Raw genomic sequence first — 21614 nt, forward strand, 5'->3', positions numbered from 1 at the left:
CACAAATAGCCCTAAAGCACAAATTTTTGCATAGGGATGGCGTGGCCAATAGACATCGAAGACACAAGAGAAAACGCAATGAGTATCGTCATTAAGACAGCAGAAGAAATCGAAAAAATGCGTGCAGCGGGTAAGCTTGCCGCACAAGTGTTAGAAATGATCGCCCCCTATGTGAAGGCCGGCGTCACCACTAATGAGCTCAACGATATCTGCGCCAAATACACCGAAGAGCAAGGTGCGATTTCCGCACCGCTTAATTACCATGGTTTTCCTAAGTCAATCTGTACTTCGGTGAATAACGTTATTTGCCATGGCATCCCCAATGATAGTCCGCCATTGAAGAATGGCGATATTCTCAACATCGATATCACTGTCATTAAAGACGGTTACCACGGCGACACCTCAATGATGTTTTTAATCGGCGAAGTGAGTCCGAAAGATAAGCGTCTATGCCGTATTGCCCAAGAGAGCCTGTATTTGGCGATCCGTAAGGTGCGCCCAGGCTTAAAACTGGGTGAAATTGGTAACACTATCGAAAAATTCATCAAGGCCAGCAAAACAGGGCTTGAGAAATATTCCATCGTGCAAGATTATTGTGGCCATGGTATTGGTGCCGGTTTCCATGAAGAACCTCAAGTCATGCACTACCGTAACGGTGATAACACGATTTTGCGCCCAGGTATGTGCTTTACCATTGAGCCGATGATCAATGCCGGTCGCCACACCACAGTGCTCGATCGCAATGACAATTGGACGGTAACCACCTCCGATGGTAAAAACTCCGCCCAGTGGGAACACACTTTATTAGTGACGCAAACTGGTGTTGAAGTGCTCACCTTACGTGATGAGGAAGATTTTCCACGCTTTATCAATCACTAAATAATCCAAACAAGGGACTCGATGAATACAGCTCAGCTCGCAAAACTTGCACTAATAGAACAAAATCAAACGCTTTTAGCTAAATTTAAAGCAAAAGCCCCGATTGAAGAGCTCGTCACGCAGCGCTGCCAATTTGTCGATTCCCTTGTCAAGCAAGCTTGGGAACAGCACGGACTAAGGGAATACGATATTGCCCTGATTGCCGTAGGCGGCTATGGCCGTGGGGAGTTACATCCCCACTCCGACGTTGATTTATTGTTTCTGTTTGAGGGCGACTTATCCCCCGCAGCCGAAGCCGCACTCAGTCAATTTATTGCCTTTCTATGGGATGCCAGTCTCGAAATCGGCCACAGCGTACGAACATTAGACGACACCCTAAGACTGGGCCGCGAAGATATCACTATCGCGACAAATCTTTTGGAAGCGCGGTTAATCACAGGCCCAGAATCCCTATTCGACCATTTATATGACGCCATTCGCCAGAGTGATTTTTGGACTTCCAGCGATTTTTTTATCGCCAAACGGGATGAACAGAATGCACGCCATGCCAAGGCCAGCGCCTTCGATTTAGAGCCCAATTTAAAAAGCTGTCCGGGCGGCCTTAGGGATATTCAGACTATCGCCTGGGTCGCCATGCGCCACTTTGGCGCGTCAAGGCTTGAAGAATTGGTTCAATACGACTTTTTGGAGCCCACCGAGTTAGAAGAGCTGCTCGAATGTCAGCACTTTTTATGGAAGCTACGCTTTGCCCTGCACATGTCCATGGGCAGAGATGAAAACCGTCTACTCTTCGATGTTCAGCGCCAAGTCGCTGAATTGATGGGATATGAAGACGCCACCCAGCTTGCTGTCGAGCAAATGATGAAGCGCTACTATCGCACGGTTCGCCGGGTGATGGAGCTCAACGAAATGCTGCTGCAACTGTTTAAGCGAGCGACGCTTGGCCATACCAAGGCCCTTGAAATCCAAGCGATTGATAATGACTACCAACGCCGCGGCGCCTTTATCGAAGCCCTACGAGAAGACTTGTTCGACAGTGGCGAAGAAATCGTACGTCTGTTTGTGCACGTGGCAAAAAACTCCAATATCAAAGGCATTTACGCACCCACACTGCGATCACTGCGCCGCGCGAGACGTGCCCAGCCCCAAGCCTTACAAGAAAACCCGCTCTGTCGCCAAGCCTTTATGGAAATTCTGCGTCATCCCCGCGGCATTGTAGCCCTGTCCTTAATGCATAAACACGGCGTACTGTCGGCCTATTTACCCGCCTGGCGCCATATTGAGGGGCAAATGCAATTTGACCTGTTCCACGCCTACACAGTCGATGAACATACCCACAGATTGCTGCTGAATATCGAGCGATTCTCCCAGCCCGAACAAAAAGAAGAATTTCCCTTAGGCTCGATTCTCATCAACCAACTGCCGAAAAAGGGCTTACTGGTACTCGGTGCAATCTTTCACGATATTGCCAAGGGCCGCGGCGGCGATCACAGCAAACTGGGCTCAAGCGATGCCCTCGCCTTCTGTAAGCTGCACGGGTTAAACGATCACGATGGCCGTTTAGTCGCTTGGCTGGTTGAGAATCACCTAGTGATGTCTGTCACCGCCCAGCGCCGGGATATTTCCGACCCCGATGTGGTGGCCGACTTTGCCAATAAAGTTCGCGATGCGGTGCATTTAAGTTATCTGTATTGCTTAACCGTCGCCGATATCTGCGCCACCAACGAAAAAACCTGGAACAACTGGAAAGGTTCACTGCTACGCGACTTATACTTTTCGACCCAAAGGGTACTCGCCCGCGGTAAGGAAAAACCCGTCGATATTCGTGCCAGAGTGCGCGAATACCAAGCCAAGGCCAAGAAAGAGCTGCTACGGCGCGGACTAAAAGAAAAAGATTTAGATACCCTGTGGCAGCGTTTCAAGGCGGATTACTTTTTACGCCATCAGCCCAATCAAGTCGCATGGCACGCCGAAGCGATTTTAAAGCATAAACAACAGGATGAGCCCTTAGTGCTCGTCTCTAAGCACACTACCCGCGGCGGCACAGAGCTATTTGTCTACTGCCAAGATAGGCCAAAATTGTTCGCAACCGTGATGGCGGTGCTCGACAATAAAAATATCAACGTCCATGATGCCAACATCATGACCTCAAAAGACAATTATGCCCTCGATACCTTTGTGATTTTAGAGCAGGATGGTGAGCCCGTAAGCCAGTTGTCACGCATCCAAAGTATCCGCAAGGCACTTGAAAAAGCCCTGTCGAGCGATAGCCCCAAACTGCCGCGCTTTAGAAAACTGTCGCGTAAGATGAAACCTTTTAATGTGCCAACACAAGTCAGTTTCCTCGAAAGCAGTCGCCATGGTACAAGTATGATGGAGCTTATCGCCTTAGATACGCCGGGCCTATTGGCTAAAGTGGGTGATATTTTTTACCGTTGTAACACAACACTGCTCGCGGCCAAGATCACTACCATTGGCGAGCGAGCAGAAGACTTTTTTATACTGCAGACCAATGATGGTCTGCAACTTAATGAAACCCAAGAAAATACCCTTAGGGAAGCGTTAATCAGCGCCCTTAGCGCAAGCCATACCTAATCAGTTTAATTAACTAAACCAGTGGGAGAAGTAAATGGAGGCTTTACGCCAACGTATTGAGGCCGCTTTCGAAGCGCGCGCCGACATCACACCAAGCACAGTCGACGCCAGCGTGCGCAGCGATGTGCAACATGTCATCAATATGCTCGACAAAGGTGAAGTGCGGGTCGCCGAAAAGATCGACGGCCAGTGGCATGTGCACCAATGGCTGAAAAAGGCGGTATTACTGTCCTTCCGTATTTTCGATAACGCGGTTATCGATGGCGCAGAAACTAAGTATTTCGACAAAGTGCCGTTAAAATTTGCCGAATATGATGAGGCACGTTTTAAAGCCGAGGCTATTCGTGTGGTGCCTTCTGCCACAGTGCGTAAAGGCTCATTCATCGGCAAGAATACCGTGTTAATGCCATCCTACGTCAACTTAGGTGCCTATGTTGATGAAGGCACTATGGTGGACACTTGGGCAACCGTGGGCTCATGTGCACAAATCGGTAAAAACGTGCATTTATCTGGCGGTGTCGGCATTGGTGGCGTACTTGAGCCATTGCAAGCGGGCCCAACCATCATCGAAGATAACTGCTTTATCGGTGCGCGCTCTGAAATTGTTGAAGGTGTAGTGGTTGAAGAAGGCTCAGTGATTTCTATGGGCGTGTATATCGGCCAAAGCACTCGGATTTATGATCGCGAAACCGGCGAAGTGCATTATGGTCGCGTCCCAGCAGGCTCGGTTGTCGTCTCTGGCAACCTGCCCTCAGCCTGTGGCAAGTACAGCCTTTATGCTGCGATTATCGTTAAGAAAGTGGATGCTAAAACCCGTGGTAAAGTGGGTATCAACGAGCTACTGCGTATTGTTGATTAACCTTCAATCCTTAATGTTTCGTGTTAGCTAATGTTACTAAGATGCCAAGCCCCTGCTTGGCATTTTTTATATCCTAACGGCTCTTTTATCCAAAAAAACACATGCAGTTACACAGGGACACACATAGTTCCAGATCCAACATTTAGATACACTTGACCGCCCAAATACCCCTGCAAACTCCTCCAAAAGCAACTTAACTGAAAAAGGAATATCCCTCAGCAAGGAGCTTAATATGAAATCTACATTGGCAAAATTAGGTGGTATAGCCGCATTCTGTGCACTGGGTATGAGCACTCATGCGTTTGCAGCAATGGATCCACAGCTTGAAAATACCCTCATCGCGGTATGTAAAGCCGGTGCCAGCAATAGCTTGGTATCCTTCAATGGTACGATGAAAGAATATCGGATTAATGAAGCACGAATATTTCCACGTTTAGTCTGCAATGGTGAAAATTTTCATCAGTTCGCCTTGAGTCAAGGTGCCGAAAAAACCGCGCAACGCATAGGACGTTATGTGCAAGGTCAAGTGACTATTAAAGATATTACCGCAAACACTATGGATGAGGTCTATGCCGTTAATTTTTAATCCATTTAAGTTTCACTGTAAAGGCGTCATTCAGGCGCCTTTTTTTTGACTGACCGATTTATTAATAAACTAGTTAATTAATTGATTTATAATGTGTAATCTGTGCACAGGCGAACAATAAGGTCAAATTAAACGCTCAACCTCTTGCCGCTCCTTGTTTGCCATCGCTATCGCTCGCCAGCCAATGACACCTATGGCTTGGTGCGCTTTATTGACGACCACAAGAAATTCAATGTCCAATTGATTAAGCTGCTGCAAAGCATCCTCAGAGGTCGCGACATCGTTGATGATAGGCACAGAGCGCTCCATAATTTGATGGGCTTTTTTACGAAGAAAGGCCCTATCCTGTTCCCGCTCTGCGGCTGTGCCTATTAAGGGACTCAACCAGTAATCTAACAGACGCTGAGTGATCATGCCGATGATTTTGTGCGTTTCATCCAACACCACGGCAACTTTCGCATGGGCGGCTGTTAATAAGCGCTTGATATCGGCAAGCTCATGGTCAAGTGTCACATTCACTACCGGTTCTAATGCCGCAGAGCCGATATGATCACTGATACTCAGCTCACGGTTAATTAAAATCTCTAAGCAGGTTTCCACTATTTCGGGATCGAACAGCGTACCTTTGCCCGCCCGTAATACTTCGGTCATTTTAGCCAAGCCCAAGGATGGCCGATAAGGTCGGTGGGAGAGAATTGAATCGACCACATCGGCAACCGCAATGATCTTGGCCTCGTAGAGAATGGCCTTATCTTTCAGCCCTAGTGGATAACCTGAGCCATCGAGCCGTTCGTGATGCTGTAAAATCATCTGTTTAATTGGCCAGGGGAACTCCACACCTTCAACGATTTCCGCACCGTGCTGCGGATGAGTTTGGATTAACGCGTACTCTTCCTTGGATAACTTAGAAGGTTTAGTGAGGATTTGCGACGGTATGGCGAGCTTCCCTATGTCATGCACTAGGGCACCTATCTTAAGTCCTTCTAAACGCTGCGGTTCTAAGCCAAGCTTTTCGCCAATCAAATAACTTAGCTGGGCTACTGATTTTTGATGCCCCGCGGTATAGGCATCCTTCAGTTCTAGCGCCTCTGAAATCGCGCTGATCAACTGAGTTAATGAATGAGATAACTGCTCTTTTTGGGCCTTAATGATTTTTGACTGGCGGGAAACGGCCCGTAATGACCGAGGTAACTCTATGGTATGCCAAAGAATACTCGCGAAGGTAAGCAAAGATCTTGCATCACTGCGAGTATAGGGGTCATCCCTGCCTATCACACAAACTAAGCCGACCATTCGAGCACGAAATAAAATCGGCACTGCCATATAGCGGCCATTTAACAGCAACTGATCAAATACAAAATCCACCCGATGTGGCAGATTGTCCCTGTCGTTGTGGATAATGGGCTTATAGTTTTTGGCACATTCAAGCCATAAACGGCACTCACGCTCCGCAACTTGAGTACCTTCTTTAACAAAATCTGCCGCATTATTCTTAGGAGTGGGATATTCGGAACGCGCAGCCAGCGTCAACGAACCTAATTTCTCGTTATGCAGCAAAATAAAACCATAATGACTCCCCGTTAAGGACATGGCTTTAGATACTGCAACTTTAAATACATCTTCTTGGGGGGATTTAATAACATCTTCAATATGTTGCAGCCATGCGTCACTTGCTTGAATCGCACGTCGGTAATCCGAGTGTAATTCTTTAATCTGTGGGTCTTCAAAATTGGTGTCGGATAGGATCAAATTCCAGCCCATATTGGGCACTAAGTGCAGCGAAAAATGTAATCGCATGCCTTGATCATCTTGTAACTGAAACCCCACAATTTGCCTTTGCTGCCGAGTAATATCGGCACAGAGTTCAGCAGTGAAAGCACTAAAAAGTTCTGAGAGTGGCTGATTGATGATTTGTGCTGCAGAGCGCTTACAACGGGCGTAAAAGGCTTGGCTCATGCGCTGGACTCGAAATTGCCCATCGAGTTGCGCCCATGATAGATCTAAATTGTCAGGTAAATCCTTCACCCCAACGATAAGACTTCGACTAGTTGACATTCATCACTCCCATCCATGACTAGCGCACTGAATAAACACGTTACGGGTACTTACCAGAATACTCTCATAAAAGCTTACTCAACAATTGGATAATATATAAATGGATATTGCCATGGGTCAATGGGGCGAGGCTACCGACGTTAAGCTGCCCCAACCTTCAGCGAAAAGCGCCCTTAAAATACAATGGTCTTATTGCCATAAACAACCACTTGCTCATTGAGCACCAGCTGCAGTGCCTTGCTGAGCACACTCTTCTCGACATCCCGCCCCGCCCTCGCCATTTCTAAGGCACTGTAGCTATGATCGACGGGAATAACATCCTGCTTAATGATCGGCCCCTCATCGAGGCAATTATTCACAAAATGGGCGGTCGCGCCGATGATCTTCACCCCGCGCTCCCAGGCTTGACGATAGGGCGCGGCGCCAATAAAGGCGGGTAAGAAGGAGTGGTGAATATTGATGATGCGATTTGGATATTGCGCCACAAAATCGGGGGTTAATACCCGCATGTACTTAGCCAATACTAAATAATCGGGTTCGTATTGGGATACAGCGGCAAGCAGTGCTTGCTCGTGTTGCGTTCTGTCTAATCCTTCATGGCTGACTAAATGGAAGGGAATATTGAACTTCTCAGTTAGTTCCCGCAATGCATCGTGATTACCAACCACGGCCGCAATTTCAACACTGAGCCCTCCGTAATAGGCCTTCATCAGTAAATCGCCTAGGCAGTGCGCTTCTTTAGTCACCAGCACCACAATGCGCTTTTTACCGGCACTGACTAAGGTCATATGATTCTGTGCTGGCAGTACATCCCGCAGATCCTGCAGTAACTGTTCGCTATCGAATATCCCTTCTAACTCAGTGCGCATAAAAAATCGCCCCTGGGCATTATCCACAAACTCACTGTTTTTAATGATATTGAGTTTATGGTTAAAACAAACGCCCGTGATCTTAGCGATAAGCCCTTGGGCATCGGCACAATCTGTCATTAGGATTTTACGGGCTAAGACTAGCCGAGCTTTCAATGCTTGTTCATGCTGTGACTGCAAAATCTGATCTCCTCTATGGTCCCTCATTCGAGTGTGCCATAGCTCATTACATCAAACAGCAGAAAATCTAACAAATAACGAGATAAAACCGATATTTCAGAGGATTCATTCGATAACCCTCAAAATTTAAGCCACAAATTTGGGGAATCTAAGGCGATGGGAGCAATATTGAGGCAAGCAAATGAATACCACACTAAGGATCGGCGGATATCTCGGCCAATATTGATCAAATTCAATAGACTTAACGGCGAGTATCCAAATAGCGCTGCAACACTTTTCGCAGGGTTTCAGCCTTAGTGCCATATACCACTTGGACACCTTTTCCCATCACAATCACACCCTTGGCCCCTAACTGGCTCAAACGTACTTTATTTACCAACTCAGGTTTATGCACACTTAAGCGCAATCTGGTTAAGCAGGCATTCAATTCAACAATATTCTCTCTTCCGCCAAGTGCAGCTATGATCGCCCTTAAACTCTCCTTAGCCCCTTGATGCTCTTGTCGTTCGAGTCGACCGGGAGTTTTTAAATTAAAGGCTAAAATACTCAATCTAAACAAAAGGTAATAAATTATTGCCGTTAATGGGCCAAGGAAAATAAACCAACTGGTATTGCGAGAAAGGGAAAACAACAGCGAAAAATCCACCAGCCCGTGGGAAAACACTATGCTGTGGTGAATATCGAGCAGAATGCACACCGAATAGGCAAGGCCTGAGAGTAACGCATGAATTAAAAATAAAACCGGTGCCACAAACATAAAGGCAAATTCGATAGGTTCAGTCACCCCAGTCAACCAACTCGCCGCCGCGGCCGAGAGCATAATGCCCGCCACACGATTGCGCTCAGACCTATCGGCGCAGCGCCATATGGCAAGGGCCGCCGCCGGCAACCCCCACATTTTAATCAAATAGCCGCCGGCAAGATTGCCCGCTTGGGGATCGCCCGCTAAATAGCGCGCCACTTCGCCACGGATAACTTCCGCCCCCTGTAATTGGTATTGTCCCACTTCCAAATAGAAAGGCGCATTCCAAATATGATGTAGCCCTAAGGGAATGAGCAAGCGCTCTAGCGCACCATACACACCAAACGCAATGGCGGGCTTCTGATATACGGCCCAGTCCGACACTTGCTCAATCAGAAGTGACAGGGGTGGCCAAACATGGGCAAGCCCATAACCTAAGCCCATGGCTAAAGGGATAATCAGTAAAGATGCGCTGCGCCGTCCCTCGAAGAAGGAAAAAATGGCTGGCAATTGAATATATTGGCTCCAACGCACCGCAAGACAAGTGATACCGCCGAGCAACATACCACCCGCAATGCCAGTATCTAAAGTCTCCATCCCAAGTAAGGGCTGGGTTGGAAGTCGGTATAGATCGGCGAGGGCCGCTAGGGTTGCCGTCATCACCCCGTATCCAAACACGGCGGTAAATGCGGCAATGCCTTGATCGCGACAAAAACCTATGGCCACAGCCACCGCAAACAACATAGGCATAATGGCGAAAATCAGCTTACCCACAGCCAACATCAACACGGTAAGTTCGGCGGGCATAAAAGGAATCGGGCTTACGGTTAACCCCAACATCACTCCTGCCGCCGGCAAAATAGCAATAGGAATGAGTAACGCTTGGCTTAGGCGCTGAGCAAATTTAAACCATTGTTGAGTGACAAAGTGACCTAAGCGGCGAGCTCGGACTTGACGACTTGATTCCAACGTTCCAGCCATTTTATTGCTTCTACCTCAGGTTCCATGGTTTCACAGGCATCGATTTCAAGGCGCTCAAGAATTGGTTTAGCACCTAATTCAATCAGTAACTCATCGACCGACTTACCCGCACCGCAGAAAGTCTCGTAACTCGAATCCCCAAGTGCAATCACACTGAATTTAAGATCGGGTAAATAGGGAGCGGTATTTTTTAAGTGATAAAACCAAGGCTGAATATCATCGGGCAAATCACCTTGCCCCGTAGTCGAGGTCACCACCACTAACAACTCATCCTGGGGTGGAGTGAAATGGGCAATCTCGTCCGGTTGCCATAGTTTTGCCCCATAACCGAGTTGAATTAATGCCTTTTCTAAGGTTTCGGCCGTAAACTGTGCACTACCATACACAGTGCCAAACACCAGATTCACCTTTTTCATGGTATACTCCATTCTGCACTATTAAGCTGAACTTACTTTATTCTCAGGCTTTAGGGCAAGTAACGACGTAAAATATTTATAAATCAAGTTATTGAGCATGAGGAAGGCGACGGATGCGACAGACCACTAGGCTAAAACACCTCAAGCAGCATCACAAAACCACCAAAACTAGACGTAAGCACTACTTCCACGCCGCCCAGCAGGACCTTCAATCCCCACTCGCTTCCACACCCGGTTTTTCAACCTTAGCCAATATGATGCAAAAGCTGTGTCCACAGGTAACAAATACTTCCATCATACAAGACTGATAACAATACAGGTGTAGATAGGTGCTTAACGAATTGCCCTGACCAGTCTCACTTTGATCAATCCCAGATAGATAATATAAAAGATGCTCGATAAGCCACTCCGCCCACTCTAGACAGGTTTTTGCTCGTCCTTAGCAATCAACTATTTAGCAATCAAGAGTGTCGGCTCTTGGCTGAGTACGGCATCATCCCAACCAAGACCGGAAAATACCTGCTCCCATTGTGGCTCAAGCTCAGTTTCAATGCTGATCCGTGTTTGGGTTACGGGGTGTGTAAAGGTGAGTTTTTTAGCGATAAGCCACAGGCGATTCAAGCCAAAATGTTCCCGGAAAAAGGCATTCTGTTTGCCATCACCATGGGTGGTGTCACCTAAAATAGGATGACGCAAATGGGCCATATGCCTTCTAAGTTGATGCTTGCGACCCGTTTTAGGGCAAAGACGCACTAACCCAAAACGGCTCGTTGGGTATCGGCCTGAAGGAAATGGAATTTCCGCATTGAGCAAAGGCTCATAGGCAGTCACGGCATCCTGCGCCGCTTTATCTTGGCTTGCGTATTTATCCCCCACTTCATCGAGTTCGACTTTGAGGGCGTAATCGAGCACACCAGACTCATGCATATTGCCGCGAACTAGCGCAAGATATTGTTTTTCAACCGTATGATTAGCAAATTGTTCACAGAGGTTATTGGCTATCTCGCTACTTTTGGCAAACACTAATACACCGGAAGTAGGCCTGTCTAAACGGTGCACAGGAAATACATGGCAACCAACTAAATCCCGGGTCAACTGCATAGCAAAAAAACGCTCACGGCGGGCCAAATAACTACGGTGAACGAGTAAGCCTGCGGGCTTATGGATCGCAACTATATGTTCATCTTCAAATAAAATAGTCAACTCAGGTGCTTGCTCATCACAGTCACCTTGGGTGGCTGTGTCTAGTGCAGCATCGGGCATATCCAGCCATGCATCATCTTGGTTCATTTAACAACATATCCAATTCGTTTAAGACACCAATTAACAACTGTAATTGGCCCATGTTTTGCCACACATGCTGTGCCATTGGAGCAATAGCAATCTGCGAGGGTAATGGCTGCCCGGCGTCAATCAGCGCTTGCATGCGGGGGATAAAAATAAACTGTAACCATTGTTCCAAGGGCATAAGATCACAGGCAAAAGGGGCAGTGCTTTCCATGGCCTGCGCGGAGGGGGCTGTGGTTGACCATAACCCTGCTTGACGTAAGCAATCGGATATTTGCGCTAGTTTTGTTCGCGTTTGACTATATAACATTGATTTCAAATCCACTGCACATTTAGCGCGGGATAGCGACATCCCCAAGATGCCTGCACGCTCATTCGGTCGATTAAAGTCCGGCAATCATACCATCCAGACGCACTTCCCCCTATAATGTCACCCATTTATTGAGCCTTTTTGATGATATTGTAGCCAAATGACTGAAATTACTACTCTTAGCCAATTTTTAACCACAGCCAAAACCCAGTTTCAAGTGTATGACCTAGGTCGCAGGGTGCAACATATTGATCTGCTGGCGTTTCATCAAATCGAATCCCTTGCAACTCCTTATCCTTATCCAATACAGGGACATGCGCAATTTGCCATTGTATTTTGGGATGCGAGCCAGCAGCATTTTATCTGGTTCCTAAAACTGGCGTTAGATGAACAGGGATTACTGTCGCCCGCGCCTCGGTCACAATTTATCGAAATGGTGTTATCGGCCCTAGGACAAGATCCCACCCAACCACTAAGTGATGAGCAGCAAGAACGTTTAGCCAACAATCCTTTTAGCTTTAAACCAAGCCAAGAAAAATTAGCGGTATTCAATGCATTAGTACGTAAGCAATTGGGACAAAGGGCATCAACACAGTATGAATTTGCAATGCAATACCTTGCTGGCCAAATCGCTCCCAGCCAATGGCAACAGGTAGGTATGCAAGGAATTGCCGATGTATGCGTACGAGTTAATGACCAAGACCATGAGGCACACATTGTTGCCAGTTTTGATACGGCAGCAATGGAAGTGCAAATCGCCCTTTGCCAATGTTTAGAGCATGTGCATTTAAGCCCAGCACTTGCCAACAAAATTTTTGACAAGTTCACCTTGGCCCCAGTTGAATACAAAACCTATTTTCTTCGCGCATTAGCCTCCAATAACGAGTTAAGCCAAAAGGCATTTATTCATTTGCATCAAGCATCACAGCTAGACGCCAATAGCCTGCTCAGTATCGCAGGACGTAATTGGACAGTACTAAAGCAAGAGGTGAGTCGCAGTATTTACTTAGAAGCACTCGCCCTTCAACCCCAAGCCTTTTTTAATCAGGTCTTTGCTGATATTGTGGCTATCCCTAGTTTACGCAATCAATTACTAGGTGAATTAAGAAATCCCAATCGTAGCGTTCAACTATCACAGGCCATAGGTGGTTTGTTTAAGGCAGCAAGCAAATGATGTCAGATTTACTGTTAATTATTGCATTGGTCGTGATTGCCGCATTCTTTTGGCAACTAAGACAAATGGCAGAATTAAGCCGTATTTTTGCCGAGAAAGAATGTTGTCGGCAAAAAGTTCAGCTCCTAGCGATTGCAATGGAAACCGCCCGCCCAAGTCTAGGTGGGACGACAGGAATATGCTGGAAAGCTAAATATTTATTTGAATTTAGTACCGACGGTATCAACCAATACAGTGGTCATATTTGGATGCTCGGCAAAAAAATTCAAAAAATTGAGTGGCCAATCTTCCCTGAACCAGAATGGCATGAAGCGCCTACAGCGCAGGGTAAATTTGGCGGTTGTGGTACGCAAAGCGGCTGTAGCTCAGGCAAGTGCCACTAAGCGACTGACTCTCGAAAAAGCTCAGTCTCGATAGTCAAACCAAGTCACCAATCCCCATAAAAGAAAGGGCGCGATCCTAAGATCACGCCCTTCTGTTCTCTGTTAAGCTATCCCGCTATTATTGTGCTCCCTGCACCATCCATGCGTAAACAGGCATCCTGCACATCCTTGCTCAATCCTTGATATTTCCCTGTACCTAAGTACTTCCCTATCTCTTGGCGTTCCTTATACCAAGCTTGCTCCTTCCTGAGCGGTTCCACCATCATCCTTGAAATAGGTATTGAAGCATCCCTTCTACTGCACTCCATGTGCCATTGCAGTCCTATGCAACTAGGCTATCTGTCCTTGATAGTCTGCCCTTCCGTGGAGTCTATGCGCTCTCATCCTGAAAGCTTATCTCCATCTCACTCCTTAAGTGCTCATCCTTTAAACACTGCCCAGTCATCCTGACCGCTAACATCCTGTTGTCTGTAGTTCCATCTACAAATGAAGTTTACGACAGTCGTGGTGAGGCTTACGCTGCTGAAAATAAAAAAATCCACTGCAATATTAACGACACAATTCAAAATCAAACTTAACATACTGATTAAATAATATTTGATGAAAATGTGACGGCTTTTGTCAGTCGAACAATTTACAAATTACTTACATGCTTGTGAGACATATCTCACAAAGAGATTGGCAGTTTTTATCCTTCGCAATGAATTTGGCAGGCTGACTAATGGATCGGCAGATTAAATTAGACGTAAATAACCGTATAAAAGAGCAAAAGTCAGTTAACGGATTTAATTTACAGCTGGCGCTTGTTAGACATAGACATTTTGACGCACCCACCAGTTTCTCTGAGATTACGGCTCCAGTGGCTAATGACAGACTGTGACTCAGTTAAAAAAGAAAGGGCGCACTTAGTGCGCCCCATTTATCCTTTGTAAGCCTTCCTGCTCGATTCGTGCTCCCTGCACCGTCCATGCGTATGCTTGCTTCCTGTCATCCCTGAACTAATCAGTGTTTTAACACTCAGTCCCTTAATCCGAATCGTCCCGCTCGGAGCCTGTCACATCCTATGACCTAATCCTATTGCACCTGCATCCTGCTGATGTATCTTCCATGAATTGAGTACAAGCTGTTCACCCTTATACTATCCTTTAACACTATCCCTTAATACTATCCATTATCTCGATACTTCCTGCACCGAGAAGCTTAATCCTTAAGCCCGTCCTGTATTCATCCTGAAACCTATCATCCTGACAAGTGCGCTGTCCTATTATCATCCATGAACAAGCAACCCTGCTTTTCCTTAGCCTATCTTAGGCAGATGACAGTTTTCCTACCGCCACAGGTTCAAATCCAAGAACCTAAATTTGTAGCCTCCTGCGTCCCTTTCGCCTGTTTTGCAATCCATGCTATCCATCTGCTTTGGCGATGAATAAATTCTACGCCAATCCTGTTATTTTTGTTTCGTGAGAAGAACACACCTCAGTTTAAAATTTGCACAGCCGAGAACATTCTTAACTTAAGATATTGATTAAAAAATATTTTTAAAAACACAGATGACAAAACAATCCAAAAGAAAACATTTTATCCTACAGTCTTTGTAAGCAATATCTCACAAGGGGATGAGCATCTCACTTGTATAGATTCTTTAGCGCTTCAATAAGTTGCGCAGCATCTGTGCAAACATCACCCAATCGCCCATCAAACTATACAAAGGATATTGAAATGTCGCGGGTCGATTTTTCTCAAAAATGAAGTGCCCAACCCATGCAAATCCATAACCCACCACAGGAATAAACCATAATAGCCAGCCGTTATGGGTGACTATGGCGCCCACAAGTAACAGCAATACTAAGCTGCTGCCGATAAAGTGCAGCCACCGACACGTTTTGTCTTGGTGCTGCGAGAGGTAAAAGGGATAAAAATCGGCAAAACATTTGTATCGCTCATTCATCTTGCTGACCCGCATAAAATAATAATTGCCCTGGCACACTGCCAATAACCAATTCGCCCAGTGAGACAAAATCATGCTGAGTTAATAAATGCGTATGGCTTTCTTGAGTCGTAAAAACCCCGATACCATCGAGTTCGGGCTGTTCATCACACCAACTTACAACCGCTTGTACGAGCTGATGACCTAAGCCTTTGCCCTGTTCATTCAAAGCTAAAGCAATAAACTGCAAGATCCCACATCGGTTGCTAGGTAACAATTCCATAATTGTCGACTCTTTTTTCATTATAGCTTGGGTCGATTGCCATCCCGTACCCAGCAACATTTTTAAACGCCAATGCCAATAGCGCCCTTCCCCAAGTGGCACTTCTTGAGTCGCGACACAGGCCACGCCCACTAAACGTTCTTGATCAAACAACCCTATTAACGCTTGTTTTTGTTGCCATAGCGTATTGAGTTCTTCACGAATGGCGGCGCGCAGTTTTTGTTCGTAGGCAAACTTGTCAGAAGTTGCGAGCGCTTCGACAAAGAAGGGATCATCATGGTAGGCATTATAAAGAATTGATGCGGCAACACGTAAATCTTCGGCGGTCAAATAAACGGCACGACACTCGTCCAAGGTTTTATTGTCCATTATTAGAATTCCTTGATTTAGATCACACTCTTATGAGTACTAATCAATGTAACAAGGAAACAAGAAAGTGCAAATTTTAATCATAAATTGCATTTTTCAGCGAGTCGCATACCCTAAGTTAAGGCACCTATTGGAAAGGCATAACAAATGGATACCACACCCGTAAACTTAGCGCATTTATTTGAACAACTGGGATTGGATAATCATCCCGCAGCCATAGTGCAATTTATCGCGACCCATAAATTAGCGCCACACATACACTTAAGCCAAGCGTCCTTTTGGACATCGGCCCAGAAGAGCTTCATTATCGAAGCCCTAGAAGCCGATGCCCAATGGACTGAGCTTATTGAACAGCTGGATACTCAGCTCAGAAAGCCCTGATCTCGCAGACTTTGCGGCTAGGCTCGGTTAGATTTTGCTATAGGCTGTATCACCCCAGCCCACTAACGCATTATTGCTAAGGACGATGGGGGTACATTCGTCCTTAGTGGTTTTACCGTCACTATGGGTATGTTGGGTACGATAAAAAAGCACTAACACTTCTTTATTGGCTTCACCTTGCTGAGCACTTTGTTGAATATAAGCTTCGCTCAAATCAGCGGTTCCCATTAGGGTCATAACTTGGTCTTTACTCATGCCAAGGCTGAGTTTAATTAAATTATTGCGGTTCTTTTCCTGCACTTTTTCCCATGATTCACTGCTATCCCAACCCGATTCTCCATCGCCAACATTGACCACGCAGCCGCTAAGACCTAAGCTTGCAAGCCCTAAAAACGTAACTGCGATAAGTTTGCGATTAAATCTCGTATTCATCATATGACTTCCTGTGTAATTGTTATTGAGATGCTGCAAAAGCAAAATACACGCCAAAAATATAATGCATTGTTAATTAAAAACAAAATCAATTTCACATGCAGGGAGTTAGTGTAAATGACAACTCGAATTAAGGAATTTCACTCATTATGAGTCCCATTGACCAAGTATTGGCTGCGGCACGTGCGCTCGAGGCCAGCGGAAAAGTCCCAAGCTTAGCCTTAATTAAAACTCGCCTAGGTAACAGTCTGCCTTTACCTATATTGATCCAAGGTTTACAGCAATTTAAATCTATGCCAAAAGCGGAACGTGAGCGCTTAGCTGAGTTGCCAACCATCAGCTCAACAACAGAAGCAGCGACAACTAGCGATACCTTAACCCTTACGATGCTCGCCGATCGCCTGCAGATGCAACAAACCCATTTTGAGCGCCATGCTGAGCAGCAAAAAGCAGAAATCATGCAATTAAAAAACGAACTGCTTGAGCTAAAACAACGCATCAGCTTATTAGAATCAAAAGGAAAAACAGCTTAATGTTTGTCACTGAACTGCGCTTCGAATGCTTTGCCGATACCACGATTTCTGCTGCCGAGAAGGCCATTAATCAGCTCCTTGAGGCCTATAGAGCCAATGGCCAAGTATTAGGACGGGAATTTGTGGTCGCCTTTAATGACGGTGAGTTTCGAGTGCGGCTATTAACGCCTGAAAATAACAGCCTAGCACACAAATACCACAGCCCTTGGGTGAAAAAAGCCTTAGCCGAATTAACCGAAGCTAAGCTACTCGCGCCGCGGGAAAAGTTTATCGGGCAAGATATCAATTCTGAGGTCAGCAATACCGATATCCCAAGCTGGCAATTGCTGTATACCAGTTATGTACATATGTGCTCGCCGCTGCGCAGTGGCGACAATTTATTGCCTATTCCCCTGTACCGTATACCCGCCACCTTTAATGGCGACCATAAGCGAATTATTCGTTGGCAGAGTGAATGGCAAGCCTGTGACGAGCTGCAAATGGCGGCGGCCACTAAAGCCGAATTTGCCGCGCTTGAGGAATTATCGAGTCCAGACAGTGATTTATTTCGCAGAGGTTGGGATTTACGCGGCCGTATCGAATATCTCACTCAGATCCCGACCTATTACTATTTATATCGCGTCGGCGGTAAAGATCTCACCTCAGAAATGGCGCGCCCCTGCCCTCGTTGTGGCAGTCAAGATTGGAGGCTCGATGAACCGCTATTGGATATGTTCCACTTTCGCTGCGAGCCTTGCCGCATAGTGTCTAACCTATCCTGGGATCATCAATAGTCATCTTTCTGCACTGCAAACTCGCTCATAATCCTCATATCGAGTTTGCAGTGCAATCATCAACTGTCTTAGCGCTTACCCGTCAGGTTGTGCCACATACGTTTAAAGCTGGAAAAAATCCCCGGATGTTCTAATGCGGGCATAGGGAGTTCTTCATGTTTTACCGGCGGTGCTATCCGTGGCGATAACGCCCCAATAAACTCCGCCAAACTTGGCGACAATTGCTGGGAGGGGATCTCACCTGGGATCTCGATCCAAACGCTACCATCGGCATTATTGACCGTCAGCATATTATCGCCATCGTCTAAAAGGCCGATAAACCAAGTTGGTGGCTGTTTGAGTTGTTTCTTCATCATCAAGTGACCAATGATATTCTGTTGCAAACAGTTAAAATCATCCTCATTCCACGCCTGCAACAATTCGCCGGTGCCCCACTGGGAGTCAAATAGCAAAGGGGCCGCAAAATACTGGCCGTAAAACACATTGATATCGGGCCAGAGACTTAACTCGAGTGCCTGTTCGAGGTTAACAAAACTGCCCTGCTCATCACGTTTAATAGGCTTCCACGCAACGGCCTCACCCTCATCAGGCAAAAACTCACCTTGAATACATAAAGATGCTTCCCCCTGCGGGTAATATCGCGGTAATTCACCTAAAGTAGTTAGGTAAGCTTGATGATAATTTTGCAAAAATTTATCGAGGGCAGACAGACAAGACACTTAAGCACAATCCAATTTCAGGTATAATGTGCGCCTATTTTGACATGGAAACAGTATTGATGACACAGAATCACGATCCCTATAGTGATGCAAAAGAGCTTGTTGGGCTAACGTTAGGTAAAGCCACCGACTACCAAGCTGAGTATGATGCATCGCTGCTGCAAGGGGTTCCGCGCTCACTAAACCGTAATGCGATTGCACTGACTGGGACCTTGCCCTTTCATGGCGCCGATATCTGGACCGGTTATGAGCTGTCTTGGCTGAATGCAAAAGGTAAGCCTATGGTAGCCATAGCTGAATTTCATTTAAGCTATGAAAGCCTGAATCTGATTGAGTCGAAATCCTTCAAATTGTATTTAAACAGCTTTAATCAGACCAAATTCGACAGTATCGATGCCGTCCAAAAAACCTTAGTGCAGGACTTAAGTCAGTGCGCTCAAGGTGAGGTCACAGTTAAGATTATCGAGCCTAAAAGTTTTGGTATTCAACGTATTATAGAACTGCCAGGCACCTGCATTGACGATCTCGATATTGAAGTCAGCGATTATAGTTTTAATCCTGATTACTTAGAAAACAGCACGGACGATAAGCAAACCGTCGCAGAAACGCTTAATTCAAACCTGCTGAAATCCAACTGTTTGATCACTTCGCAACCCGACTGGGGTAGTGTCATGATCCGTTATCAAGGGCCCAAAATCGATCGCGAGAAACTGCTGCGCTATTTGATTTCTTTCCGCCAACATAACGAGTTCCACGAGCAATGTGTCGAGCGGATTTTTGTCGATTTAAAACGCTACTGCCATTGCACTAAGTTAACCGTGTACGCCCGTTATACGCGCCGTGGCGGCTTAGATATCAACCCTTATCGCAGTGATTTTGAGCACCCAGGCGAAAGCCACAGACTCGCAAGACAGTAATTAACGGGCACTAAAACTGAGATTAAAAACGGAAAAAGCGCTGAATCACTCGCCCTCGTGGCTAGCCAGACTCAGCGCTTTTTCATTTACCGTTTTTGTACTGGCCTGAAGCAGTAAGCTTCGTAACTAATCTTGCTAAATTCAAACCCAGAATTAATTCCCAGAGGCAGGCTCTGGAGCCACGGTTTTACATTCAAGCAATAATTGCTGGAAATGCGCGCCTAAATCCTGCTGGGCAAATTGCTGACTAGCCACCGCCATTTGTTTAAGACTTTGGATTGCTTGCTCTAAACCTTGTTGATCGATAAGGCTTTTTGCATAAGCCGCCGCATCGGCGCCCTTTTGTAGCAAGCTCGCGACCTGATCAAAACTCACGTCCTGCTCCATCACTTTCTGTAAGTCACCCAGCAATTCAGCCACCTTAGCCGACTCCACCAGCGAGCCTTCAACATTGACTAACTTGCCAAGCGGATCTTGGCTGAGTTTTTCAGCCACACAGGCAGAAACAGTTCCCGCCGCCGCGCTTTGCGCCACTACATCTAATCCATTGGCACGAATTTGCTCAACCACTTGCTGTAACTGTGGATCTTTGGCCAACCAAGCCTGCTCTAATTGCTGCTTTTCATCGCCACCAAAATAGCCACAGCCAGATAGCAACACCAGCATAGTGGCAGGTATTAGGCATTTAATCCGCTTCATTGCTAAACCTCATTTATTCCATTCAAATTCAAAATATTATGAGTGTAACTATACCCAAGAATATTTAACTGAAGATGAATAAAACAGGTTAATAATAATCAGCGAGTAAGGTTTCTATGCTGCTTAGCTGCGCGGTTAACCCCATGGGCAGCGCGGCATGAGCTGTATGCCCTAAGCTCACCGCAAAGCGATATTCCTCGGTCAAACGCCCAAAATAGGTTTGCCAATACCATGAACTTGCATCGATTGTTTGCAGCGGGATATTTGGGTAGACACTCAGCAAATTGGCCACGCCGCAGGATTGCCTTAATGCGGCATCTTGACAGGATAGCTCAAGCGATTCGACTGCCAGTTGTTCGAACGGCTTTAGCTCAAAGGCGAAAGATTTAAGCGACTGCGCTAAACCGAGTCCTGTGGCCTTGATATAGGACTCCTTTAACGCCCATAAATCGAAAAAGCGCTGCCGCTGGCTCGCTTCATCGGCGAGAGCGAGTAAAGCCACGGTTTCTTGGGGAGAAAAATAATGATTTAGGATTGGATAGATATCCGTCTTCGGCCGCGATCTTTCGATATCGACACCAAATAACACAGATCTCGCCTTTAGCGCCTTAGTCACACCAATCAATAACCAATCACCACTATGGCTGACATTAAAATCCAATCCAGTTTGCTGCCACTGCGAAGCCGTTAAACTTGGTTTGCCTCTAGGACCATATTCGAAACACCACTCGTGTGGCGATAAATCCGCATAGCGAGATAACACGGCCCGCAACGCTGCCCTGACCTGTAATCCCTTCATTTGCGCCTTCGGATCGCGATAACGCACGACCTTAGCGAGTTCATCATCACTTAACCAAGACTGAGCGAGTGATGTTTGCGGCAATGAAATATCGCTCAGTGGAATAAAAAATAGATCCACATTCACGCCGTTTTTGCTAGATGTTCTAGAGTCGGTCATTTGAGGGCCTTGCAGGACAAAGCCTTGCGGCTGATGGTTATCATTGTCTGGCTTTTTGGAGAGCACTTAGCAACATTCTTATCTGGGTTCATCATTATTTGAGTTCATTAGCATCTTAAATAGTTTCAACTAAGCCCGAGTTCAATTCTTAGCTGCACTCTAATTAGAGCAATTCTTAGAACGACCCTGAACGCCATCCTATGCGCAAATTTTTTGCTGCAGTTGCGCCAAGATTTTGCGCCCCAATTAACAGGTTTAGCCGCACAGTCTCATTCATGACGAAAGGGACGTAAGCCAATATTGGGCT

Annotated in this window: 22 protein-coding genes; 10 read left to right on the forward strand and 12 right to left on the reverse strand. The window is 46.3% G+C overall.

Annotated features, from left to right (window positions below; all coding sequences use genetic code 11):
- Window positions 1-78 precede the first annotated feature (78 nt).
- The 4 genes from map to MJO46_RS05690 all read left to right on the forward strand — a co-directional run bounded on the left by map (window position 79) and on the right by MJO46_RS05690 (window position 4919).
- Window positions 79-879, forward strand: coding sequence for a type I methionyl aminopeptidase (gene map, locus MJO46_RS05675; protein WP_253988484.1), 801 nt, complete (start codon window positions 79-81; stop codon window positions 877-879).
- A gap of 21 nt (window positions 880-900) precedes the next feature.
- Complete coding sequence (gene glnD, locus MJO46_RS05680; RefSeq protein ID WP_253988485.1) at window positions 901-3474, forward strand: bifunctional uridylyltransferase/uridylyl-removing protein GlnD; 2574 nt, start codon at window positions 901-903, stop codon at window positions 3472-3474.
- Between the two features lie 34 nt (window positions 3475-3508).
- Window positions 3509-4333, forward strand: coding sequence for a 2,3,4,5-tetrahydropyridine-2,6-dicarboxylate N-succinyltransferase (gene dapD / locus MJO46_RS05685; protein WP_007646778.1), 825 nt, complete (start codon window positions 3509-3511; stop codon window positions 4331-4333).
- A gap of 232 nt (window positions 4334-4565) precedes the next feature.
- Complete coding sequence (locus MJO46_RS05690; RefSeq protein WP_253988486.1) at window positions 4566-4919, forward strand: DUF3718 domain-containing protein; 354 nt, start codon at window positions 4566-4568, stop codon at window positions 4917-4919.
- Between the two features lie 123 nt (window positions 4920-5042).
- Here MJO46_RS05690 and MJO46_RS05695 read toward each other — a convergent pair whose 3' ends face one another.
- From MJO46_RS05695 to MJO46_RS05720, 6 genes are all read right to left on the reverse strand, one after another.
- Window positions 5043-6974, reverse strand: coding sequence for an HD domain-containing phosphohydrolase (locus tag MJO46_RS05695; protein ID WP_253988487.1), 1932 nt, complete (start codon window positions 6972-6974; stop codon window positions 5043-5045).
- A gap of 173 nt (window positions 6975-7147) precedes the next feature.
- Window positions 7148-7963 (reverse strand): formyltetrahydrofolate deformylase, encoded by an 816-nt coding sequence (purU, locus tag MJO46_RS05700; protein WP_253988606.1) that lies wholly within the window; start codon window positions 7961-7963, stop codon window positions 7148-7150.
- A 301-nt stretch (window positions 7964-8264) separates the two neighbouring features.
- Entirely contained in the window at window positions 8265-9746 is a 1482-nt protein-coding gene (locus MJO46_RS05705; protein ID WP_253988488.1) for a PTS transporter subunit EIIC, read from the reverse strand.
- Window positions 9698-10162 carry a flavodoxin gene (locus MJO46_RS05710; RefSeq protein ID WP_253988489.1) on the reverse strand — a complete coding sequence of 155 codons (465 nt, stop codon included), beginning with the start codon at window positions 10160-10162 and terminating at the stop codon, window positions 9698-9700. Before MJO46_RS05710 ends, MJO46_RS05705 begins: the two co-directional genes overlap by 49 nt.
- 450 nt (window positions 10163-10612) lie before the next feature.
- The gene (gene truC / locus MJO46_RS05715) at window positions 10613-11452 is read right to left on the reverse strand and encodes a tRNA pseudouridine(65) synthase TruC (protein ID WP_253988490.1); all 840 of its coding nucleotides are present in this window, start codon (window positions 11450-11452) and stop codon (window positions 10613-10615) included.
- Window positions 11439-11759, reverse strand: coding sequence for a YqcC family protein (locus MJO46_RS05720; RefSeq protein WP_253988491.1), 321 nt, complete (start codon window positions 11757-11759; stop codon window positions 11439-11441). Before MJO46_RS05720 ends, truC begins: the two co-directional genes overlap by 14 nt.
- A 160-nt stretch (window positions 11760-11919) precedes the next feature.
- On the opposite strand from MJO46_RS05720, the gene MJO46_RS05725 reads away from it, so the two are divergent.
- Together MJO46_RS05725 and MJO46_RS05730 are read left to right on the forward strand one after the other, a co-directional pair.
- Window positions 11920-12933: a DUF3549 family protein gene (locus MJO46_RS05725; RefSeq protein ID WP_253988492.1), complete on the forward strand. Its 1014-nt coding sequence runs from the start codon at window positions 11920-11922 to the stop codon at window positions 12931-12933.
- On the forward strand, window positions 12930-13316 hold the full coding sequence (locus tag MJO46_RS05730; RefSeq protein WP_198782851.1) for a DUF3301 domain-containing protein: 387 nt from the start codon (window positions 12930-12932) through the stop codon (window positions 13314-13316). Before MJO46_RS05725 ends, MJO46_RS05730 begins: the two co-directional genes overlap by 4 nt.
- Before the next feature lie 1642 nt (window positions 13317-14958).
- Here MJO46_RS05730 and MJO46_RS05735 read toward each other — a convergent pair.
- Both MJO46_RS05735 and MJO46_RS05740 read right to left on the reverse strand, forming a co-directional pair.
- Window positions 14959-15264 (reverse strand): DUF962 domain-containing protein, encoded by a 306-nt coding sequence (locus MJO46_RS05735; RefSeq protein ID WP_253988493.1) that lies wholly within the window; start codon window positions 15262-15264, stop codon window positions 14959-14961.
- Window positions 15257-15895, reverse strand: a complete 639-nt coding sequence (locus MJO46_RS05740; protein ID WP_253988494.1) for a GNAT family N-acetyltransferase — start codon at window positions 15893-15895, stop codon at window positions 15257-15259. The genes MJO46_RS05735 and MJO46_RS05740 overlap by 8 nt, the downstream gene beginning before the upstream one ends.
- 147 nt (window positions 15896-16042) lie before the next feature.
- Between MJO46_RS05740 and MJO46_RS05745 the strand changes: the two genes are divergently transcribed.
- Window positions 16043-16276 (forward strand): DUF2789 domain-containing protein, encoded by a 234-nt coding sequence (locus tag MJO46_RS05745; RefSeq protein WP_253988495.1) that lies wholly within the window; start codon window positions 16043-16045, stop codon window positions 16274-16276.
- 27 nt (window positions 16277-16303) lie between these two features.
- On the opposite strand, the gene MJO46_RS05750 is transcribed toward MJO46_RS05745, so the two are convergent.
- Window positions 16304-16711 (reverse strand): DUF3192 domain-containing protein, encoded by a 408-nt coding sequence (locus MJO46_RS05750; RefSeq protein WP_198782847.1) that lies wholly within the window; start codon window positions 16709-16711, stop codon window positions 16304-16306.
- 146 nt (window positions 16712-16857) lie between these two features.
- Here MJO46_RS05750 and MJO46_RS05755 point away from each other — a divergent pair, with 146 nt between their 5' ends.
- Both MJO46_RS05755 and MJO46_RS05760 read left to right on the forward strand, forming a co-directional pair.
- Window positions 16858-17241, forward strand: coding sequence for a hypothetical protein (locus tag MJO46_RS05755; protein WP_253988496.1), 384 nt, complete (start codon window positions 16858-16860; stop codon window positions 17239-17241).
- Entirely contained in the window at window positions 17241-18014 is a 774-nt protein-coding gene (locus tag MJO46_RS05760; protein ID WP_253988497.1) for a Zn-ribbon-containing protein, read from the forward strand. Before MJO46_RS05755 ends, MJO46_RS05760 begins: the two co-directional genes overlap by 1 nt.
- A gap of 68 nt (window positions 18015-18082) precedes the next feature.
- Here MJO46_RS05760 and syd read toward each other — a convergent pair whose 3' ends face one another.
- Window positions 18083-18733: a SecY-interacting protein gene (gene syd / locus MJO46_RS05765; RefSeq protein ID WP_253988498.1), complete on the reverse strand. Its 651-nt coding sequence runs from the start codon at window positions 18731-18733 to the stop codon at window positions 18083-18085.
- Window positions 18734-18792: 59 nt separating this feature from the next.
- On the opposite strand from syd, the gene queF reads away from it, so the two are divergent.
- Window positions 18793-19650 carry an NADPH-dependent 7-cyano-7-deazaguanine reductase QueF gene (gene queF / locus MJO46_RS05770; protein WP_198782843.1) on the forward strand — a complete coding sequence of 286 codons (858 nt, stop codon included), beginning with the start codon at window positions 18793-18795 and terminating at the stop codon, window positions 19648-19650.
- Window positions 19651-19803: 153 nt separating this feature from the next.
- Here the strand turns inward: queF and MJO46_RS05775 are convergent, their stop codons facing one another.
- Window positions 19804-20349, reverse strand: a complete 546-nt coding sequence (locus tag MJO46_RS05775) for a hypothetical protein (protein WP_253988499.1) — start codon at window positions 20347-20349, stop codon at window positions 19804-19806.
- A gap of 88 nt (window positions 20350-20437) precedes the next feature.
- Window positions 20438-21307, reverse strand: coding sequence for a 4'-phosphopantetheinyl transferase superfamily protein (locus MJO46_RS05780; protein ID WP_253988500.1), 870 nt, complete (start codon window positions 21305-21307; stop codon window positions 20438-20440).
- Window positions 21308-21614 lie beyond the last annotated feature (307 nt).

This window comes from Shewanella sp. KJ2020 (assembly GCF_024197625.1).
In the GTDB taxonomy this organism is placed as follows: Bacteria; Pseudomonadota; Gammaproteobacteria; order Enterobacterales; family Shewanellaceae; genus Shewanella.

What these genes read in the sequence shown, in the direction of transcription:
- map (WP_253988484.1), top strand. Translation starts at nt 79, where the DNA reads ATGAGTATCGTCATTAAGACAGCAGAAGAAATCGAAAAAATGCGTGCA.
- glnD (WP_253988485.1), top strand. Translation starts at nt 901, where the DNA reads ATGAATACAGCTCAGCTCGCAAAACTTGCACTAATAGAACAAAATCAA.
- dapD (WP_007646778.1), top strand. Translation starts at nt 3,509, where the DNA reads ATGGAGGCTTTACGCCAACGTATTGAGGCCGCTTTCGAAGCGCGCGCC.
- MJO46_RS05690 (WP_253988486.1), top strand. Translation starts at nt 4,566, where the DNA reads ATGAAATCTACATTGGCAAAATTAGGTGGTATAGCCGCATTCTGTGCA.
- MJO46_RS05695 (WP_253988487.1), bottom strand. Translation starts at nt 6,974, where the DNA reads ATGTCAACTAGTCGAAGTCTTATCGTTGGGGTGAAGGATTTACCTGAC.
- purU (WP_253988606.1), bottom strand. Translation starts at nt 7,963, where the DNA reads ATGACAGATTGTGCCGATGCCCAAGGGCTTATCGCTAAGATCACGGGC.
- MJO46_RS05705 (WP_253988488.1), bottom strand. Translation starts at nt 9,746, where the DNA reads ATGGCTGGAACGTTGGAATCAAGTCGTCAAGTCCGAGCTCGCCGCTTA.
- MJO46_RS05710 (WP_253988489.1), bottom strand. Translation starts at nt 10,162, where the DNA reads ATGAAAAAGGTGAATCTGGTGTTTGGCACTGTGTATGGTAGTGCACAG.
- truC (WP_253988490.1), bottom strand. Translation starts at nt 11,452, where the DNA reads ATGAACCAAGATGATGCATGGCTGGATATGCCCGATGCTGCACTAGAC.
- MJO46_RS05720 (WP_253988491.1), bottom strand. Translation starts at nt 11,759, where the DNA reads ATGTTATATAGTCAAACGCGAACAAAACTAGCGCAAATATCCGATTGC.
- MJO46_RS05725 (WP_253988492.1), top strand. Translation starts at nt 11,920, where the DNA reads ATGACTGAAATTACTACTCTTAGCCAATTTTTAACCACAGCCAAAACC.
- MJO46_RS05730 (WP_198782851.1), top strand. Translation starts at nt 12,930, where the DNA reads ATGATGTCAGATTTACTGTTAATTATTGCATTGGTCGTGATTGCCGCA.
- MJO46_RS05735 (WP_253988493.1), bottom strand. Translation starts at nt 15,264, where the DNA reads ATGAATGAGCGATACAAATGTTTTGCCGATTTTTATCCCTTTTACCTC.
- MJO46_RS05740 (WP_253988494.1), bottom strand. Translation starts at nt 15,895, where the DNA reads ATGGACAATAAAACCTTGGACGAGTGTCGTGCCGTTTATTTGACCGCC.
- MJO46_RS05745 (WP_253988495.1), top strand. Translation starts at nt 16,043, where the DNA reads ATGGATACCACACCCGTAAACTTAGCGCATTTATTTGAACAACTGGGA.
- MJO46_RS05750 (WP_198782847.1), bottom strand. Translation starts at nt 16,711, where the DNA reads ATGATGAATACGAGATTTAATCGCAAACTTATCGCAGTTACGTTTTTA.
- MJO46_RS05755 (WP_253988496.1), top strand. Translation starts at nt 16,858, where the DNA reads ATGAGTCCCATTGACCAAGTATTGGCTGCGGCACGTGCGCTCGAGGCC.
- MJO46_RS05760 (WP_253988497.1), top strand. Translation starts at nt 17,241, where the DNA reads ATGTTTGTCACTGAACTGCGCTTCGAATGCTTTGCCGATACCACGATT.
- queF (WP_198782843.1), top strand. Translation starts at nt 18,793, where the DNA reads ATGACACAGAATCACGATCCCTATAGTGATGCAAAAGAGCTTGTTGGG.
- MJO46_RS05775 (WP_253988499.1), bottom strand. Translation starts at nt 20,349, where the DNA reads ATGAAGCGGATTAAATGCCTAATACCTGCCACTATGCTGGTGTTGCTA.
- MJO46_RS05780 (WP_253988500.1), bottom strand. Translation starts at nt 21,307, where the DNA reads ATGACCGACTCTAGAACATCTAGCAAAAACGGCGTGAATGTGGATCTA.